11 protein-coding genes and 3 pseudogenes are annotated in these 17,736 nt (G+C 71.5%); 2 read left to right on the top strand and 12 right to left on the bottom strand.

What is annotated here, in order from left to right; genetic code table 11:
- Window positions 1–3: 3 nt before the first annotated feature.
- The 8 genes and pseudogenes from IPJ59_RS26690 to IPJ59_RS38135 form a co-directional block, all read right to left on the bottom strand.
- Window positions 4–1,257, bottom strand: a pseudogene (locus tag IPJ59_RS26690) (DUF4215 domain-containing protein); the annotation flags it as partial.
- Window positions 1,258–1,390: 133 nt separating this feature from the next.
- Window positions 1,391–2,677, bottom strand: coding sequence for a hypothetical protein (locus IPJ59_RS26685; RefSeq protein ID WP_293273881.1), 1,287 nt, complete (start codon window positions 2,675–2,677; stop codon window positions 1,391–1,393).
- Between the two features lie 208 nt (window positions 2,678–2,885).
- On the bottom strand, window positions 2,886–3,695 hold the full coding sequence (locus IPJ59_RS26680) for a hypothetical protein (protein WP_293273880.1): 810 nt from the start codon (window positions 3,693–3,695) through the stop codon (window positions 2,886–2,888).
- Complete coding sequence (locus IPJ59_RS26675; RefSeq protein ID WP_293273934.1) at window positions 3,626–4,531, bottom strand: DUF2330 domain-containing protein; 906 nt, start codon at window positions 4,529–4,531, stop codon at window positions 3,626–3,628. The genes IPJ59_RS26680 and IPJ59_RS26675 overlap by 70 nt, the downstream gene beginning before the upstream one ends.
- 341 nt (window positions 4,532–4,872) lie before the next feature.
- Entirely contained in the window at window positions 4,873–6,621 is a 1,749-nt protein-coding gene (locus IPJ59_RS26670; protein WP_293273879.1) for a globin family protein, read from the bottom strand.
- A gap of 129 nt (window positions 6,622–6,750) precedes the next feature.
- On the bottom strand, window positions 6,751–7,155 hold the full coding sequence (locus IPJ59_RS38145; RefSeq protein ID WP_366524696.1) for a tetratricopeptide repeat protein: 405 nt from the start codon (window positions 7,153–7,155) through the stop codon (window positions 6,751–6,753).
- Between the two features lie 239 nt (window positions 7,156–7,394).
- Window positions 7,395–7,553: pseudogene (locus IPJ59_RS38140) on the bottom strand (hypothetical protein); the annotation flags it as partial.
- A gap of 20 nt (window positions 7,554–7,573) precedes the next feature.
- Window positions 7,574–9,562, bottom strand: a pseudogene (locus IPJ59_RS38135) (protein kinase domain-containing protein); the annotation flags it as partial.
- Between the two features lie 293 nt (window positions 9,563–9,855).
- Here IPJ59_RS38135 and IPJ59_RS26660 point away from each other — a divergent pair.
- Window positions 9,856–10,605 carry a hypothetical protein gene (locus IPJ59_RS26660; protein ID WP_293251635.1) on the top strand — a complete coding sequence of 250 codons (750 nt, stop codon included), beginning with the start codon at window positions 9,856–9,858 and terminating at the stop codon, window positions 10,603–10,605.
- Here the strand turns inward: IPJ59_RS26660 and rlmN are convergent.
- The 4 genes from rlmN to IPJ59_RS26640 all read right to left on the bottom strand — a co-directional run bounded on the left by rlmN (window position 10,584) and on the right by IPJ59_RS26640 (window position 15,491).
- The gene (rlmN, locus tag IPJ59_RS26655) at window positions 10,584–11,675 is read right to left on the bottom strand and encodes a 23S rRNA (adenine(2503)-C(2))-methyltransferase RlmN (protein WP_293273877.1); all 1,092 of its coding nucleotides are present in this window, start codon (window positions 11,673–11,675) and stop codon (window positions 10,584–10,586) included. The genes IPJ59_RS26660 and rlmN overlap by 22 nt on opposite strands.
- Window positions 11,676–11,725: 50 nt before the next feature.
- A complete protein-coding gene (locus IPJ59_RS26650) occupies window positions 11,726–12,283 on the bottom strand; it encodes a hypothetical protein (protein WP_293273876.1) in 558 nt (185 codons plus the stop codon).
- 131 nt (window positions 12,284–12,414) lie between these two features.
- On the bottom strand, window positions 12,415–13,338 hold the full coding sequence (locus IPJ59_RS26645) for a tetratricopeptide repeat protein (protein ID WP_293273875.1): 924 nt from the start codon (window positions 13,336–13,338) through the stop codon (window positions 12,415–12,417).
- Between the two features lie 137 nt (window positions 13,339–13,475).
- Window positions 13,476–15,491, bottom strand: a complete 2,016-nt coding sequence (locus IPJ59_RS26640; RefSeq protein ID WP_293273874.1) for an IgGFc-binding protein — start codon at window positions 15,489–15,491, stop codon at window positions 13,476–13,478.
- Between the two features lie 127 nt (window positions 15,492–15,618).
- On the opposite strand from IPJ59_RS26640, the gene IPJ59_RS26635 reads away from it, so the two are divergent.
- On the top strand, window positions 15,619–17,727 hold the full coding sequence (locus tag IPJ59_RS26635; protein WP_293273873.1) for a hypothetical protein: 2,109 nt from the start codon (window positions 15,619–15,621) through the stop codon (window positions 17,725–17,727).
- Window positions 17,728–17,736: the final 9 nt, after the last annotated feature.

Genomic DNA, 17,736 nt, shown 5'->3' with positions numbered 1-17,736 from the left:
GTTGGAGCAGTTGTCGTTGTCGATCTTGTTGCCGTCGTCGCAGGCCTCGCCGGGGCCCTTGTCGCCGTCGCCGCAGATGTTGGTGATGCAGCTGGCGTTGCAGCTCTTGCCGGGGCCGTTGTCCTTGCCGTCGTCGCACTGCTCCTGCTCGCTGAAGAGGAGGCCGTCGCCGCAGGTGGCGTCCTGGCAGGCGAGGGTGCAGGCGGCGTTGTCGCTGTTGTCGCCGCCCTCGTCGCAGGTCTCGCCGAGGCTCGGCTGGATGAAGCTGTCGCCGCACGCGGGGAGCTGACACACGTCGGTGCAGCCGTCGTCGTTGTCGCCGTTCTTGGCGTCGTCGCAGGCCTCGCCGGGGTCGACGATCTTGTTGCCGCAGCCCTCGAGCTGGCAGACGGCGGAGCAGCCGTCGGCGGGGTCCAGGTTACCGTCGTCGCACTCCTCGTCGGGGTTCTTGTCGCCGTCGCCGCAGACGTTGTCCTGGCAATCTGCGGTGCACAGCTGGCCCGGGCCGTTGTCGACGCCGTTGTCGCAGGCCTCGTCGCCGTCGCCCGTATTGTAGACATTGCCGTCGCCGCAGACGTTCTGCTTGCATTCGGTGGTGCAGGCGGCGTTGTCGGCGTTGTCGGGGCCGTCGTCGCACTGCTCGTCGATGCCGTCCTGGACGAAGCCGTCGCTGCAGATGGCGTTGGTGCAGGCGACGGTGCACATATCGGTGTTGTCGGGGTTGCCGTCGTCGCATTGCTCGCTGGCCGCGACCTCGCCGTCGCCGCAGGTGGTGAGGGCGCAGAGGTTGCTGCACTCGTCGTCGTCGACGTCGTTGCCGTCGTCGCAGCCCTCGCCGGGGCCGAGCTTGCCGTCGCCGCAGATGTTGTTCTTGCACTCCGAGGTGCAGGAGTTGGTGTCGGCGTTGTCGGGGCCGTCGTCGCACTGCTCGTCGGCGTCGAGGAGGCCGTCGCCGCAGACGCCCTCGCCGCCGGTGGTGTCGCCGGTGGTGGCGTCGGTGGTGGCATCGGTGGTGTCGCCAGTGGTGCCGCTGGTGGTGGCGTCGCTGGTGCTGCCCGGGCCGTCGGTGGTCGGGCTGTCGGTGGTTGGGATGTCGGTGGTCGGGACGGTGGTCGGCGAACCGCTGGTGCTGGCCTGGCTGGTGGCCTCGCCGGTGGTTTCGCTGGTGGTCGTGGTCGCAGGCGGATCGCCGCAGGCGCCGAGCCACAGGGCACAGGCAGTGAGACCGAGGAGTCGCGGGCGCCGGGTGAGTCGCATGGGGGCGGATCTATCACAGGGGCGGGCGGTCCCGTGTTACGCGATCCGCACGCTGCCGGTCCCGGCCGTGACGCGGCTGCTCGAGCGGCTGGGGTTCGTCGACCGGGCGGCGTTTCGGGGATCGCCCTAGCGATCACGCGAGCGCCTGGTGGACCGCAGGCGTGTCCCGCCGCAGGCGCTCCAGCCAGTCCTCGCGCGCGGAGAGCTTGGCGTCGACGCTGGCGAGCAGCTGCTTGATTCGGTCCAAGACCTCGTCGCAGGGGGCGGCGGCCAGACAGGCGAGGGGGCGCAGGCAGGTCTTCGGCGAGGCGGCATCGAGGCCGCGGAGATAGACCTCGCGGCGGCGCTCCATCGGCAGCGCCGCGAGGGCGCGCTGGAGGCACGGGAGGACGCGCTGGTTGAAGTCGTGGTCGCGGAGGCCGGCCTTCCACAGGTCGAAGCGGAGGAAGGCGTCGTCGGCCTCGGGCCAGGTCTGACCGGCGCGGGCGGTCGCGGCGAGGGCCTGGCAGGCGATGGCATGGAGGGCGTCCTGGGCGACCACCTTTGCCGCGCTTGTCCTTCTTCCACGCCTTCGCGGTGGTACGTACAAAGGGCAGGATCTGGGGTCCGTCGCCGAGGCTGCGGGCGAACTGCGGCCAGTCCTGGGGTGGCCGAGGACGACCTCCATCGCCGCCGCCCACACCGTGTCGTCGACGAGATCGGGGACCATCATGAGGGCTTGATTGCAGTTCCACTCGCTGCCGGTGGCGAGGATCTGCAGGAGGCGCTGGCGCAGGGGGCCCTGGGGCAGGGCGGCGAGGGCCTGACGCCAGCGGGTGATGGTGCCGGGCTCGAAGTGGTTGCAGCCCTCGGCGTGGATCAGCGCTGGCCAGTCCTCGGGCAGGGGCTGACCTGCGCGAGCGATGCGGGCCAGGCCCTCGGCGACGAAGCTGCCGCGCGGGTCGTGGGTGAGGCCGGCGACAGCGGCGAGGAGGGCGTGACCGTCGAGGTGGGGCGCGGCGTCGAGGCCGTACCAGTGGATCGCGTTCTCCGCCCAGAAGCTGACCAGCGTGAGCAGCTCGGGCGCGCTGGCGACGGAGAAGGCGGCGCGATACAGGTTGGCGGGCGGGGCCGGGGCAGGTCGCCCGGGCTCGAGGCAGCGCGCGAGGAGGGCCCTGGGCCAGTCGAGTCCGAGGCGCTGGATGAGCAGATCGAAGTCGGGGGTGCAGCGGTCGTCGGCGAACAGGATGCGGTCGTCGCCGCCGGGCCACGGGAGAAAGATGCGCCAGCCCTCGCGGCTGATGATCTTGATGCCAACGCCGCCGAGGTCGACCCAGCTGGCGAGGAACAGTTCGGCGGACTCCGGGTGGGGCGGCTGTCCGGCGCGTGCCAGCACCAGGCCCAGCGCGGGGTGGTGGCGGCCGCCGGCGGTGCCTTGCACGCGGCCCGGTCCTGCTCCTCGGTCCAACCGTTGAAGATGTTGTGGCCCGGCATGGCCGGGAGCCTATATCAGGGGGGCCCGGTGTGCAGACATGAAGCGCGGATTTTGTGTCTGCGCAAATCCTCAGATTACACCAAGGATATCCTCGATGTTGCCGGGGCTCTAACACCGAGGATATCCTCGGTGTTGCGGCGGAGTTCGCCGGCGATCAGCTGCGGCGGCGACGCGAGGGGCGGAGGGTGAGGAGGCCGAGGAGGCCGAGGCTGGCGAGCACGCCACCGGCGCTGCTCTGGACGTTGCAGCCGCAGCCCTGGTCGGCGTCCATGTTGGCGGTGTCGGCGTCCTTGGTGTCGGCGGTGTCGGCGGGCTGCTGGCCCTCGACGGGGTCCATCTTGGTGTTCCAGGTGTCGAGGACCTTCTGGATGGCCGCCGTGTTGTTGACGATCGTCATCGGCGCGCCCTTGATGCTGGTGGTCTGGACCTCCTCCTCGTAGGGGAGCTCGGCGTCGAAGTCGGGCCAGGCGCCGTTGTTGGGGACGAACACCTTGCGGCCGTCGGGGAGGGTCCAGTTGGCGTGGCCGTCGCAGCGGACCAGGCGGGTCGCCTGCTGCAGGGCGGGGATATCCTCGAGGTTGGGGTTTTGCCGGAAGATCGGGTCTTCCATCATCTCGTTGGGCGAGATGGTGGTGTACATGCGGGTCAGGTATGGCCACTTGGCGAGCAGGTCGACCGCGTGCTTGCCGGGGGCGATGATGCGTTCGTCGAGGTCGCTGGCGAACAGGGCGGGGTCCCAGGCCTGGGGGTCGAGCATGGCCTCGTAGCAGGAGACGCAGCTGTAGAACTCGCCGTCGCTGAGGCCCTTGGGGACCGGGAGGTAGGTATTGAGCAGGCCGCGGAGCAGCGGGTGGCGGAACTCGCAGCCGCCGTCGACCGCGTCGTAGCAGTACATCAGGTTCTGGGCGGTGAGGATGTCGACGACGTCGATGGCGGCGGCCGTGGCGAAGGCCTGGCGTTCCACGCGGTGTCGTGGATGCCGAAGGGCTGGACGACGGTGCTGGTGCCCGCGTACTCGGTGACGAAGGCGTTGCCGTCGGCGGCGAAGGCGTCGACCGCGAGGGAGATGACCTCCTTGTAGTTGGCGGCGAAGTTCGGCCAGTCGAGCTTGAGCGGGTTGATGAGGACGTGGCGGTAGTTGATCGGGACGGTGCGGGCGTTGCCGAGGAAGAAGGCGCGGATGTCCATGTCCTCCTTGGCGGCGATGCGGGTGAGGCGGATCGGGACGCAGGACTCGTCGCCGGTGTAGCGCAGGACGACCGGGTGGATCTCGGTGACCTCGGCGTTGTTGGTGAGCTTGAAGGCGACGAAGAGGTGGCCCTCCTTGAGGTACTCCTCGAGGATCGGCTTGGCCTTCGGGTCCTGCTGGTAGCCGTTGTCACCGAGCCAGGTCATGAGCGAGTCGACGCTGTTGTCCTGGAGGACGACGATGTCGAAGGCGCCGACGGTGGAGCTGTAGAGGATGGTGGGGCCGGGGTCGCCGGCGCTGTCGCTCTCGTCGCCGCCGGTGAGGCCGGTGCCGCCGGGATCGGAGCCGCCGTTGTCGTTCGGCGGGTTGTTGGGGTTCTCGCCGCACAGCTCCTGGGTGGTCTGGAAGCCGTAGAGGGGGACGGAGCCGGCGAGCATGTTGTCGAACAACAGCTGCGAGCCGACGGAGAACTCGGGGACCGCGGTGACGGGGACCAGCCACGCGAACTTGTTCGCCGGGGTGTTGGGGTCGTACTGGATCTGGATGTGCGCCTCGACGTGGGCGCCGTCGATCACGAAGAGGATGTTCTCGCCGGTCTGGTCGACCGGCAGCGCCTGCGGGCCGCCGTCACAGAAGGTGCCGCCGCAGGCCTCGGCGCGGTCGGGCAGCGCGAGCGCGAGGGCGAGGTGAGGGGGGCGGCGAGGGTGATGAGGGACGGAAGGCGGCGATGCATAAGGAGCATCACGATATCTGGCTGCTCAGGAGAGGACCAGCCGTGCGAGGCCGGCGTGGGGTCACATCCTTGGGACCTGGCCTGGGCTGGCCTCGGGCCGGGCGACTGGAGCATGTTCTATGCTCGCTGGGCGGTCGCGCAAAAACAGCGAGGCCAAAGGCCCCGCTGTTCGGCCCCGCTGTTCGGCGGTTGGTGCGGGTTGGCGCGAGCGCAGGGCGCTTACGGGGCGTATTTCACGCGGTCGAGCGTGAGGCCGATGTATTGCAGCTTGCCGTAGTCGCCCTTGCCGCTGTCGCCGAAGCAGACTTTCCAGTCGCCGTTGGCGGCCTTGCCCTTGAAGTCGTTGAAGTCGGTGCCGGGGCCGCCGCCCTTGTAGGGCTTGAACTGGCAGGGGTCGATCTTGGGGTTCTCGTCCTTGCAGATCACCTGGACGTTGGTGAGGCCCTTGCCCATGTCCTTGCCGTTGGCGATGGCGGCGTTGTTGAGGGTGAAGGGGAAGGTGGCGAGCAGGTTGGAGTCGTCGCCGCAGCACTGGACGCCGTTGTCCGGGATCGGCATGACCTCGGGGCCGGGGCGGCCGAGCGCGGTGAGCAGCGTGTTGTCGGGGGCGACGACCTTGATCGTGATGTCGCCGACGAAGGTGTGATCCATGCCGACCTTGAGGCGGACGGCCTGGACGAAGTTGAGGCCGGTGTCGACGACGGGGATGGTGACGCAGAGCATCGAGTCGAGCTTGCCGTTGTACTTGTCGTCCCACTTGTCGCCGAGGTTGTCGATCGCGAGGTTCAGGTCGACGGCTTCGGTGAGGTCGTCGAGCTTGGTGTTGCCGGGGCAGGTGTTGGGGTCGGCGACGATGTCGTCGCACATCGGCCCGAGCACGGCGAGGATGGCGTCCTGCTCGGCCATGGGGACGGCGAAGGTGTCCATCGCGGTGACGAGGTCGGTGACGAGGGCGACGAAGTCCTCGATCGTGATGACCCCCATCATGAGGTCCTGGAGGCCGAGGTGGGTGGTCTTCATGTCGCGGCAGACGTTGTCCATGGCCACGCCGGGGTCAGCGGGTGCCGGGGCGGTGACCTCCATGCCGTACTTGGTCGGGCCGTCGATGCCGCTGACCTGGCGGGTGAGGCAGGTGTTCAGGCGGTCGAACATCGAGTTGGCGAAGAAGGTGTTGATGGCGTCGTTCAAGGCGACGTTGTGGACGAAGCTGCCGGCCTCGCCGGGCATGCCGATGAGCGCCTTGATCGCGGGTTTGCGGCCGACCCGCTGGTAGACGGTGGCGTCGTTGGTGGCGTCCTCGACGATGTCGACGGCCATGCCGCCGAGGGCGGTGCCGATGGTGGTCTTGTCGTCCGGGGTGAGGTCCGGGTGGGTCGCGGCGTGCTCGTCGTAGGCGGCGACGAAGTCGACGACGAAGTCGTCGAAGTCCTGCTGGGAGATGCCGAGGCCGGCGTGGGCGTCGAGCATGTTCTTGCAGTCGTAGGTGACGCCGGGGCACTCGGCGAGGGCGCCGAGCTGGTTGATGACGCAGGTGCCGAGGGCGCCGGCGTCGACGTCGCTGTTGAGGAAGTAGCCGTTGATCTTGTCGTTGATCAGGGCCTTGGCGAAGAAGTTGGTGACCAGGGCCGGGATGCCCTCCATCTCCATGCCGCCGAGGCGGACACAGAGGTTGTCGGGCGGGCCGCCGGTGGTGGCGGTGGTGCTCGGGTCGGTGGTGGTGCCGGGGTCGGTGGTGGTGCCTGGGCCGCTGGTGGTCACGGTCTCGTCGGTGGTCTCGGCGGGCGTCGTGTTGGTGGTGGTCGGCACCGTGGTGGGGTCGCCGCTGGGGTCGCTGCTGGGGCCGCCGCTGGTGGTCGAGCCGCCGGTGGCTTCGGTGTCGGTCACGGTCGTCGCGGTGTCGCCAGGGCAGGCCGGGAGCAGGCCGAGACCGGTGAGCAGGGCCAGGGACTTGAGGGTTTTGCTTTGCATGGGACGACTAGTTTCTGTGGGTAAGTGGTCGGGGCCGGGGCGGAGCTACGTTATCTGGGGCGGGCGCGGGAGAAAATGGCGAAAGCTGCTGCGCAGGCCGCAGCGAGGCGCGCGGAGCCGCTCGGGCCCCTAGCGGGGCGCGGGTGGGAGGATGCTCGGGTCCCGGGCTCGCAGCTCGGCGAGGGCGCGCTGGCTGGCGGGGTCGGGGTCGCCGTCGAGGTCGGCGCCGGCGAGCTCGAGCAGGCGCTGCTGTTGCGGTGGATCGTGGTGGAGCGCGGCGAGGCAGCGGGCGAGGGTGTAGCGGGCGAGGCCGCGCCGGGGGCGGTAGTCGGGTCCGGCCTGCTCGAGGACGGGGAGGGCGTCTTCGAGGAGCACGCGGGCCTCGCCGGGCTCGCCGAGCGCGAGGAGGATCTGGGCCTGGACCGCGCGTGCGGCGGCGGTGTCGGGGTGTTGTGGGCCGTTGCGGGCCTGGAGCAGGAGGATGACGTGGTCTTGCAGGCTGCGGGCGTCGGCGAGGTCGCCGACGGTGAGCAGGCTCTGGGCGAGGTTCTCCTCGACGGTGAGGGTGTACTCGTTGTCGGGCGAGACCTGGCGGAAGGCCGCGAGGGCGCTGCGGTACTCGTGGATCGCGTCGCGGGGCGGTCCTCGGCGACGGCGAGGATCGCCATGTTGTTGTGCAGGGCGCCGATCTTGGTGGGCGGCGGATGCGGGCCGGCCTCGTAGATAGCGAGGGCGCGGCGGTAGTGGTGGGCGGCGACGGAGGTCTCGTCGCGGGCCTCGGCGATCGCGGCGTAGACCTCCTCGGTGTCGGCGTGGTCGAGGTGGTTCTCGGGGAGGACGCGGCGGATCTTGGCGCTCTCGTCGGCGTGGCGGCGGGCCTCTTCCGGGTGCTTCTCGGCGAGGGCGAGGACGGCGAGGTTGGAGAGGACGATCGCGTTGGTGGGTGGTCGGCGCCGAAGTGCTGGCGGCCGAGCTTGAGGGCGCGCTCGAACAGGTCGCGGGCCCCTTGCTTCTCGCCGCGGTGCATGCGGACGATGCCGAGGCTGTTGAGCACGCGGTGGTGCTCGTTGGGGTCGGCGTCGGGGTTGGCCTCGAAGTAGGCGAGGGCGCGGTCACCTGCGGCGAGGTCGGGGTCGCCGAGACGGATCTGGGCGACGAAGGTGTTGGCGTCGAGGTGAGCGCGCAGCAGCGGGTCGGCGCCGCTGCGCAGGACCGTGGCGGTCGCGGCGAGGGTGTACGCGTGGGTGAGCTCGGCCTGGTTGAGGTAGGCGCCGGCGAGGAAGACGAGGTCGATCCAGGCCTCCGCGGCGGCCCGGTCGTCGCGGCCGCGGGCGGCGGCCTGGGTGGCGCTGCGCAGGCTCTCGGCGGCCTCGGCGGTGGCGCCGAGGCGCCGCTGCACGCGGGCGTGGACCCGCAGGGCGGCCGCGAGGAGCGGCGGGTAGGCGGCGGTGGCTGGGTCGGCGATCGCGGCGGCGGTGAGCTCGGCGGCCTCGGTCCAGCGGGCGGCGAGCTCGAGGGCGCTGGCGCGGGCGATGCCGGCGGTGACGCGCTCGACGTCCTCCTTGAGCGTGCCGGGGGGAGGCTCGACGAGGGCGGTGAGGGCGGTGACGTCGGCGCAGGCGGCGAGGTCCCCGAGGCCGCTGACGCCCTCGCTGGCCTTCTCGATCGCGGCCGTGTCGCCGGCCTGGAGCACCTCGGTGAGCTCGTGCAGCTCGATGCGCCGGCGCTCGAGGCAGGCCATGCGCAGGTCGAGGAGCTGGCCGGACTGCTCGCCGCGCACGTGGGTGTCCTCGCAGGCGTCGGTGAAGGCGTGGGTCCAGCGCAGGGCGTAGAGGTCGAGGCTCGGGCGGACGCTGGCCCAGGTGGCGGCGGCGTAGGGGAGCTTGGAGGTGCGGAAGACCTCGCCGAGGGCGGCGCTGCGTTCGGGGTCCCAGGTGCCGCGGAGGTGCAAGGGGGCGCCCTGACATGGCGTGGGGGTGTTGGCGGTGGCGCGGAGGCCGAGCCAGAGGCCGAGGCCGACGAGGGCGGCGCTGGCGAGGAGGAGGCCGCGTCGGCGCTTGCCGCCGCCGCTGTGGCGGTCGAGGTCGGCGAGGAGCTCCGGCATGCCGGGGTAGCGCAGCTCGGGGTCGACGTTCAGGCCGCGGAGGACGATGCGGCGCAGCCAGGCGGGCACGGTGGTGCCGGGCGGGGCGGCGCCGACCTTGCCCTGAAGCACCTGGAAGGCGAGGCTGGTCATGCGCTCGCCGCCGAAGGGGCGGACGCCGTAGAGGGCCTGGTAGAGGGCGACGCAGAACGAGAATTGATCGGAGCGGGGGTCGGCGAAGCGGCCGAGGTGCTGCTCCGGGGACATGTACGCCGGGGTGCCGACCAGCGCGCCGGTGCGGGTGAGCAGGGCGGCCTCGGTCTGCGAGCGTTCGCGGCGCTCGCTGCTCACGGAGGCGAGGACGGCGGCGGCGGCGGGGTCGACCTCGGTGTCCTCGGGGCTCGCGTCGGCGGCGCTGCGGGCGAGGCCGAAGTCGAGGACGCGGACCCGGCCGTCGCGGGCGATGAGGACGTTGTCGGGCTTGAAGTCGCGGTGGATGAGGCCGGCCGCGTGGGCGGCGGCGAGGCCCTCGCCGGCCTTGCCGAGGATCGCCAGGACCTCGCGCCAGGGCCGGGGTTGGGCCTTCTCCTTGAGCCAGGCGCCGAGGGTCTTGCCGTCGATGAACTCCATCGCGAGGAAGACGCGGTCGGCGAAGGTGCCGACGTCGTGGACGGCGACGACGTTGGGGTGCGAGAGGCGGGCGAGGGCCTTGGCCTCGCGCATGAGGCGGACCTTGCTGTCGAGCGAGCTGCCGCTGCGCGGGTGGAGCAGCTTGAGGGCGACCTTGCGGTCGAGCTCGGGGTCGTAGGCGGCGTAGACGACGCCCATGGCGCCGGAGCCGAGCCGGCTGAGGACCATGTAGCGGCTGATCACGGCGCCGGGGGCGAACTCGTCGCCGGCCTGGGTCGCGAGCTGGGGCGCGTCGGAGCCGGCGACGGTGATCTGATCGTCGGGCGAGCTGGCGCGGCGGCTCGTATTGCTCGAGCCGCTGGAGCTGGACCAGCGATCGGGGCCGCTGTCGGCGAGCCGCGACGGGGCGGGGACCGTCATGGCGTCGGGGGAGCTCACGCGGCGGCGATCTTGCCCGACGCCGACGCGGGACTCAAGCCGCAGCGGGCGCGGAGGGGATCGCGTAAGCTCGCGGCGCTGTCATGCGTGACGACCACCTGACCCCCGTGCTCGAGGCCGCCAGCGAGGCCGAGCTCGCGCTCCTGATCGAGTTCCTCGGGCGTCCGCCCTCGGGGCTGCTGTGGTTCGATCGGCGGGTGCGTGCGCCCGGCGTCGCCCACGCGGATCGGGTCGCGGCGGTGGTCGAGGAAGTCCTCCGTTGCGGCGACCACCTGGTGAAGGGTCGCGTCGGCGGCGGTCAGGGTTGTTATTTGCAGATCGTGTGCGACGCGCTGCAGGATCTCGAGCTGGCCGACACGCCCGCTGACGGGATCCTCGCGCTCGAGCTGCGGGTGGTCCGGTATGTGCTCGACAGCGAGTTCGAGCGGCTCGCGCCCGATCTGCAGGCGGAGCTGCTGGACGGGTTCTTCGCGGGTCGTTACTTCGCCGAGGGGCTGCACGGGACCGACGCGGTGCACCCGTTCATGACGCGCGTCGATCCGGAGCATCGCGTAGTCACGGCGGGGAAGGTCAGGCGGGCGCTGCGGCACATCGGCGGCGACCAGCTGCAGCGCCGGGCCAAGTCGATGGTCCGCACGGCGGCGCTGCGCCTGGTGCTGCGCGGGCTGGCGGGGCCGGTGAACTGGGTGATCACGGCCTGGGAGTGGCTCGGGCCGGCGTACCGCCTGACGGTGCCGGTCATCTGTTACGTGGCCTTCTTGCGCCACCATCAGGCGATCGCGGCGACGGCAGCGGGCGCGGCGGATGCGGATCAGGCGCGGGCGGCGAGCTGACCGCAGGCGGCGTCGACGTCGGCGCCGCCGCTGTAGCGCTTGTGGGTGAACACGCCGCGGGCGGCGAGGACGTCGCGGAAGGTCGACTCGCTGGCGTCGGGGCTGCGCGTGAAGGGGTCGTCGGTGATCGGGCTGGCGATCGGATCGATCGGGTTGCCGATGGGGCTGCCGATCGAGTTGTACGGGATGATCGAGAGGCGGGGGCGCAGGCCGGTGCGGGCGTGGAAGTCGAGGACGAGATCGGCGAGGGCGTGGGCGTCGGCGTCGCTGTCGTTGTGATCGCGGAGCAGGGTGACGGCGAACATCGGCGCGAGGCCGGTGAGGGTCGCGTGCTCGCGGGCGGCGGCGAGGGCCTCGGAGAGCGGCTGGGCGCCGTCGATCGGCATGAGGCGGCGGCGCAGCTCGGGTCGGGCGCTGGCGATCGAGAGGCCGAGGCGGACCTGCGGGGCCTCATGGGCGAGGCGGCGGATGCCGGCGGCGAGGCCGGCGGTGCACACGGTGATCGCGCGGGCGTCGATCGCGAGGGCGGAGGGATCGGAGAGCACGGCGATCGCCGCGAGCACGCGATCGAGGTTGGCGAGCGGCTCGCCCATGCCCTGGAACACGACGCCGCGGACGCGCGCGCCGGCGGGCAGGCGTGCGCGCACGAGCCGGACCTGCTCGACGATCTCCCAGGCCTCGAGGTTGCGGCGCAGGCCGAGGCGGCCGGTGGCGCAGAAGGCACAGGCGAGGGCGCAGCCGATCTGCGAGCTGACACAGACGGTGAAGCGATCGGGCTGCGCGAGCGGGATGCGGACGCTCTCGAGGAGGGCGCCGTCGTCGGCGGCGAACAGATACTTGACGAAGGCGTCGACGCGGCTGGCTCGCTCGGAGCGCAGCTCCAGGGTGGGGACGTGGGCGCGGGCTCGCAGCGCGGCGAGGCCCTCGCGGCGGACCTGGGCGATCGGGGCGAGCAGGAGCTCGGGGCCGCGGCGCATCACGCCGGAGATGACGCGGCGCGCCTCGGCGGGGCTGAGCTCGGGGAAGAGGCGCGCGAGGGCGCGGGGCTCGAGGCCCTGGAGGGCGTGCACGCGGCGGACTGTATCAGTCGCGGGCGGCGGCGACGATCACTGGGACTCGCTCACGGGGACTCGCCGAGCGCGCCGAGGAGGTTGCGCATCAGCTTGCTGAGGACCCGGCGGGTCTGGGCCAGGATGATCGACTCGGGCACGGCGACGTTGGGCAGGGTGCGGGTCTTGAAGGTGACGAGGGCGCCGCCGCCGGGGAGCTCCTTGACGGTCCACTCGTTCCAGTACTCGACGAAGTTGTCGGAGGCGGTGAGGGTCTCCTTCCAGCCGGTGATCGTGGGGCAGCGGCGGGTCTCGAGGACGAAGGGGGAGAGCAGGCCGCGGGTCTGCAGCTGGACCTTCTCGCACTTGCCGTCGGTGGTGGCCTTGGCGGACACGGTGGTGGGCGCGAGGCCGTGGGCCCGCTCGGCGCCGGCCAGCTGGGCCCGCACGGCGGTGGCGGTGGCGGCGACCTTCATCTCGGCGATGACCTCACCCTTCGCGGTGACGCGGGTGGTGATGCGGGGTGAGTCGGCGTCGGCGTCGGGCTCGGCGGTGGCGGTGGCCGGTGATGCGACGAGCCACAGGGCGGCGACGGTGGTGAGCGAGCGAGCGAGGGTCCAAGCCAACATCGGGCGACGATAACCGCGGGGCCCGGCGGGCGCACGCTGCATTTCTCGGACGCGCAGTCAGAGGCGGCGCGGGGGCGCGCGGCGGGGATCGGAATATCTTGCGGGTGGTCGGCGGGGGACGCGGGGTCGCGTCAGGGCTCCCAGTCGTCGGGGTCGAGGCCGACGGCGTCGGCGAGGTCGCGCCAGTCGTGGCCGATCGCGTCGGCGGCGGCGAACCAGCTGCGGGCGCGCTCGGGGTCGGTGTCGACGCAGTCGCCGGTGGCGTACATGACCCCGAGCGTGGCGGCCGACTTGCCGTGGCCGGCCTTCGCGGCGCGCTCGTACCAGGCGAGGGCCTGGACCGGGTCGCGTGGGAGGCCGCGGCCGGTCGCATAAAAGCCGCCGAGGTTGCCCATGGCGCGCAGGTTGCCGGCCTCGGCGGCGCGCTGACACCAGGCCACCGCGGCGCCGGGGTCGGCGGGGCGACCGAGGCCCTGGTCGCTGAGGATGTAGAGCTCGAACATCGCGTCGGCGTTGCCGCGGGCCGCGGCCTCCTCGTGCAGGCGACCGGCGGTGGTGAAGTCGACGGCGCGGCCGGTGCCGTTGAAGGCGTAGAGGCCGAGCATGTAGGTCGCGTGGCCCTCGGGGTCGGCGGCGCGGGCGGCCTCCAGCCAGGCGATGGCGTCGGCCTGGCGGTGGGCGAGGCCCTGACGCCAGACGATCTGGGCCGCGAGCGCGGCGGCTCGCGGGTGGTGGGCGCGGGCGACGGGCTCGAGCAGCGCGAGGGCGGCGAGGTGCTCGCGGGCTCGCATGCGCAGCACGGCGAGCTCGCAGGCGGCGTCGTGCGAGCCCTGCTCGGCGGCGGCGGCGAGGGCGGTGTCGATGGTCTGGCGCAGCTCGGCGAGCAGATCGTCGGCGACGGGATCGAGGCCGATCATCGCGTCGGTGGCGCGGAACTCGAGCGCGAGCGCGGCCTTGCGGGCCGCGTCGAGCAGGGCCGCGGGGTCCGTGGCCGTGGTGAGGAGGGCGCGCAGCTCGTCGCGCTTCGCGGTGGCGTCCAGGGTGCGTCCGGGCACGCTGCTGCATACCCGAGGCGCGCGCCGCTGGCGAGGGCTCGCGGCGAGTGCCCGCGGGACGGCGTTCGCCGCCCGAGCCGCGGCCCGCTGGCGAGCGCGCGGGGCGGCGTTCGCAGGGCCGGCGTCGGCCTGCGGGTTCACTGGGGGATGAGGTTCAGGTCGAGTCCGCCGGGGTACCAGTAGGAGGTGTACTGGCCGTAGCCGTAGACCTGGACGCCGAAGGCCTTGTCGCCGGCGATGGTGTGGTCGCCGTCACCGGCGTTGGACAGCTGGACGCGGACGCCGCTGAAGCCGCTGCCGCCGATCGGCTGGAAGCCGGCGACGGGCTGGCCGTCGATCGTGACGTTGGTGCCGACGGGGGCGGTGATGTTGGCGAAGCTGCTCTCGTAGTTGGTGGGGGCGTGGAACGAGTAGCTGCTGCGATACTGCTCGATCGGGACGCCGATCGTCAGGGCCGGGTCGCCGGCACCGCCGCCGCCGCTCTGGCCGATCATGTACTCGGAGACGGCGATCTTGAAGTTGGCGGTGATCTTGAAGTCCTTGTCGGTGGAGAACTCGGCGTAGTCGCCGACCTTGGCGAGGGCCGCGGGGGCGCCGTTTTGCGGGGGGTCGTAGGTGATCGTGGTGTTGTCGGTGGTGGCGATGACGCGGACGATGCGGGCCTTGAGGGTAGGGTTCATGTTGGGCGCCTTCACCAGCGGGGGGGTGACGAGGTACTCCTTGGCGAGGTTGACGAAGGGGAGGTTGGTCTCCTCGAGGTGGTCGCAGGCGAGGATGGTGTACGGGACGTAGGTGCAGGCGTGCGAGCCGTGGACCATGACGGGCTTGTCCGAGAGCACGCGGGTGCCGGTGAGGTCGGAGTTGTCGCCCTTCTGCGGGTCGACGACGCCGACGCCCGAGAGCACCTGCAAGACGTCGCCCTCGCCGATCATGACGACGCCGGTGCCGTTGGCCGCGACGCCGCCGCCGGCGACGACCTTCTGGCCGGTGGCCGAGGGCTGGAGCGTGACGGTGGTGTTGTCCTCCTGGCCGATCACGGTGTAGATGCCGGGCAGGCCGTTGAGGGTGTTGCGGGTGACGACGAAGGAGTCGTCGCCCCACACGTTGGTCGGCATGAGCAGCGAGGCGTCGTTGGTGTACGTGAAGTTGTTGTTCTTCTGGTACTCGAGCGGGTTGTATTGATAGACGGTGACCGGCTGGGTCGAGCGCAGGCGGTAGGCGCCGTCGGCGACGAAGCGGCTGCTACCGGTGCTCTTGAGCACCTGGACCCACGGCAGGGGGATGACCTCGACGGTGTTCTTCGGGACGATGATGTCGACGACGGGCTGGCCGCCCTTGGTGATGTTGATGTCGGCGTCCTGGTCGGAGACGTTGGAGACGACGACGGCGAAGGTGAAGGTGTCGCTGACGACGTTGGGGGTGACGATGGGGTAGTACTGGCAGCCGATGTAGCTGTTGCCGAGGGTCTTGGGGGCGCAGGCGCCGACGCACTCGCCGGCGTTGGCGTCGCACTGGACGCCCTGGACGTCGTCGCAGAAGGTGTCCTCGAAGCCGGAGCCGTCGGGCTTGCACTTCTGGGCGATCGGGCCGTTGCACTGGCCGGCGTTGGGGACACATTCGGTGCAGCCGAGGTCGGGGGCGCAGGCCTTGGGGCAGGCCTCCTCGCTCTCGAAGCCGCCGAGGCCGTCGCAGACCTTGGCGGTGTTGCCCTCGCAGATGATCGTGCCCTGGGCGCAGGGCGGGTCGCCGGTGCTGCCGCTGCCGCTGGTGCTGCCGCCGGTGTCGGTGTCGCTGGCGCTGACCTGGCCGGTGCTGGCGGTGGTCGTGCTGGTGGCAGTATCGGTGGCGGTGTCGGTGGTCGGGCCCGCGGTGGTGGCGGTGGTGTCGGTGCCGGGATCGCTGCTCGGACCGGCGGTGGTCGGGTCGGTGGTGGGACCGGTGGTCGGCGGGTCGACGCTGGTCTCGGTCGGGGCGGTGGCGGTGGTGCTTGGGGTGTCGCCGCTGGTGCTCGCGCCGCTGCCGGTGCTCGCGCTGCCGGTGCTGACGTTGTCGTCGCCGCAGGCCGCGAGCGCCGAGGCGGCGAGCAGGGCCATGAGGTTGAGCAGGTGGCGGGGGAGCAGGCGGGACGGACGACGCGGGCGAGGCAGGCTCATCGCGCCACCTTATCGGGGTCGCCCGGTGGGTGGCAGGGGGAATTTACGGCGGGTGCCTCGACTCACGCGCGTGGTCGCGGGCCGGCGGTTCCCAGGGCGTGGCGTGGCGCGATATGGGTCCTGGATGATGCGCCCCCGATCTCTGGTCCTCGTCCGTTCTCTCGGCCTCGTCACGGGCCTCGCGGTGGTTGGGGGGCTCGCGTGCAAGCCGGGCGCGGGCGGCGAGGGCGAGGGCGAGAGCAGCGGCGGCGGGTCGACGGGCAGCGCGAGCACGCCGACCACGACGGCGACGACCACCGGCAGCACGGGCGACGACACGGGCGAGGACCCGACGACCGGCGGGCCATGGGAGCTCGGCGCGTGCAACCCGGTCGACCCGAGCATGTGCGCGCTGCCGTACCCGTCGATGTTCCACATGCGTGAGGCCGAGACGGCGACCGGCTACCGGCTGGCCTACACGGCCGAGGCGCTGCCGGTGAACGGCATGAAGAAGGGGATGGACCCGAAGTACCTCAACGAGAAGGACGGCTTCTCGGTGCTGGGGGCGCTGCTGTTCCAGTTCAAGGAGCTCGACCTCGCGGGGCTGCTGACCCACGAGACGCTCGGCGACTACACGAAGGCCGACGTGAAGACGGTGCTGCTCGACGCGGAGACGGGCGAGCGGGTGCCGCACTTCGTCGAGCTCGACATGCGCACGGCCAAGGCGAGCGAGCGGCTGGTGGTGGTCCAGCCGGCGACGCCGCTGGCCCACGGGCGGCGCTACGTGTTCGCGGCGCGGGGGCTCGGGAAGCAGGGCGGGGGGCTGGTGGAGGCCTCGCCGGGCTTCGCGGCGCTGCGCGACAAGGTCGGCACCGACGACATGAGCGTCGAGGGCCAGCGGGTGCACTACAACCTCGACATCTTCCCGGTGTTGCAGGACGCCGGCTTCGCGCGCGAGGAGCTGCAGATCGCGTGGGACTTCGTGACGGTGTCGCGGGAGAGCAGCCTGGGGCGCATGGAGTGGCTGCGCGACGACGTGCTCGACGCGGTCGGGCCGGACGGTCCCGATTACGAGATCGTGTCGGTGAAGGACGAGGACTGCAAGAACCCCGACACCCAGATCGGGCGCACGATCCTGGTCGACATGACGACGCCGCTGTACACCACGGCGGACAAGGCCGGCACCCTGCTGACCCGCGACCCGGAGACCGGGATGCCGTTTCGCAACGGGACGACGGTGGTCGAGGTGCTGCTGCGGATCCCCTGCTCGCTGATCGATCAGCTCGAGCCGCGCTCGGGGCGGGTGGTCCAGTACGGCCACGGCCTGCTCGGCGGCAAGGGCGAGGCCGAGGGCGGCTACCTGAGCGCCATGGCGAACGCCAACGGCTGGGTGATCCTGGCCTCCGACTGGACCGGGATGAAGAGCGAGGACGTGGTGCCGATCATCTCGATCCTCACCACCGACGCGACCAACTTCCCGGCGATCCCGGAGCGCTCGATGCAGGGCTTCACCGAGTTCATCGCGGCGATGCGGATGGCGACCGGCAAGCTGCGCAATGACCCCGACCTCACCTTCAAGACCGAGAGCGGCGAGTACTCGGTGATCGACCCGGAGAAGCGCAGCTACTACGGCAACTCGCAGGGCGGGATCCTCGGCGGGGCGTACCTGGCGCTCAGCCCGGACATCGACCGCGGGGTGCTCGGGGTCGGCGGGATGCCGTACGTGCTGCTGCTGCCGCGCTCGCATGACTTCGAGCAGTTCTTCTCGCTGCTCAACGGGGCCTACAGCGACCACCGCGACATCATGCTGCTGATCGCGGTGTTCCAGAACCTGTGGGACCCGGGCGAGGGCGCGGGCTGGGCCTGGGCGATGAACCGCGAGCCGAACCCCGACGTCGGCGCCAAGCAGGTGCTGATGCAGGTGGCGATCGGCGACGCGCAGGTGAGCAACGTCGGGGCCCAGATCCAGGCCCGCGCGTTCGGTGCGTCGACGGTGGCGCCGCAGACCAAGCCGGTGTGGGGCGTCGAGGAGAAGGCGCCGGGCTTCACCGGCTCGGCCTACGTCGAGTGGCACTACACGGACGTGCCCGACGCGCCCTTCACCAACGAGCCGCCGAGCTCGGACAAGGACCCGCACGAGTGCCCCCGCCGCGAACCAGCGGCCCAGCAGCAGCTGCGCGACTTCCTCGAGGATGGGGTGGTCAACCAGTACTGCGACGGGATCTGCGAGGGGCTGCGCGACAAGACCTGCGGGTGAGCGCGCGGG

The organism is Nannocystis sp. (assembly GCF_016714285.1).
Taxonomy (GTDB): Bacteria; Myxococcota_A; Polyangia; order Nannocystales; family Nannocystaceae; genus Nannocystis.
Note: the sequence above shows the minus strand (reverse complement) of the source record. Positions and strands in the feature narration are given on the sequence as shown.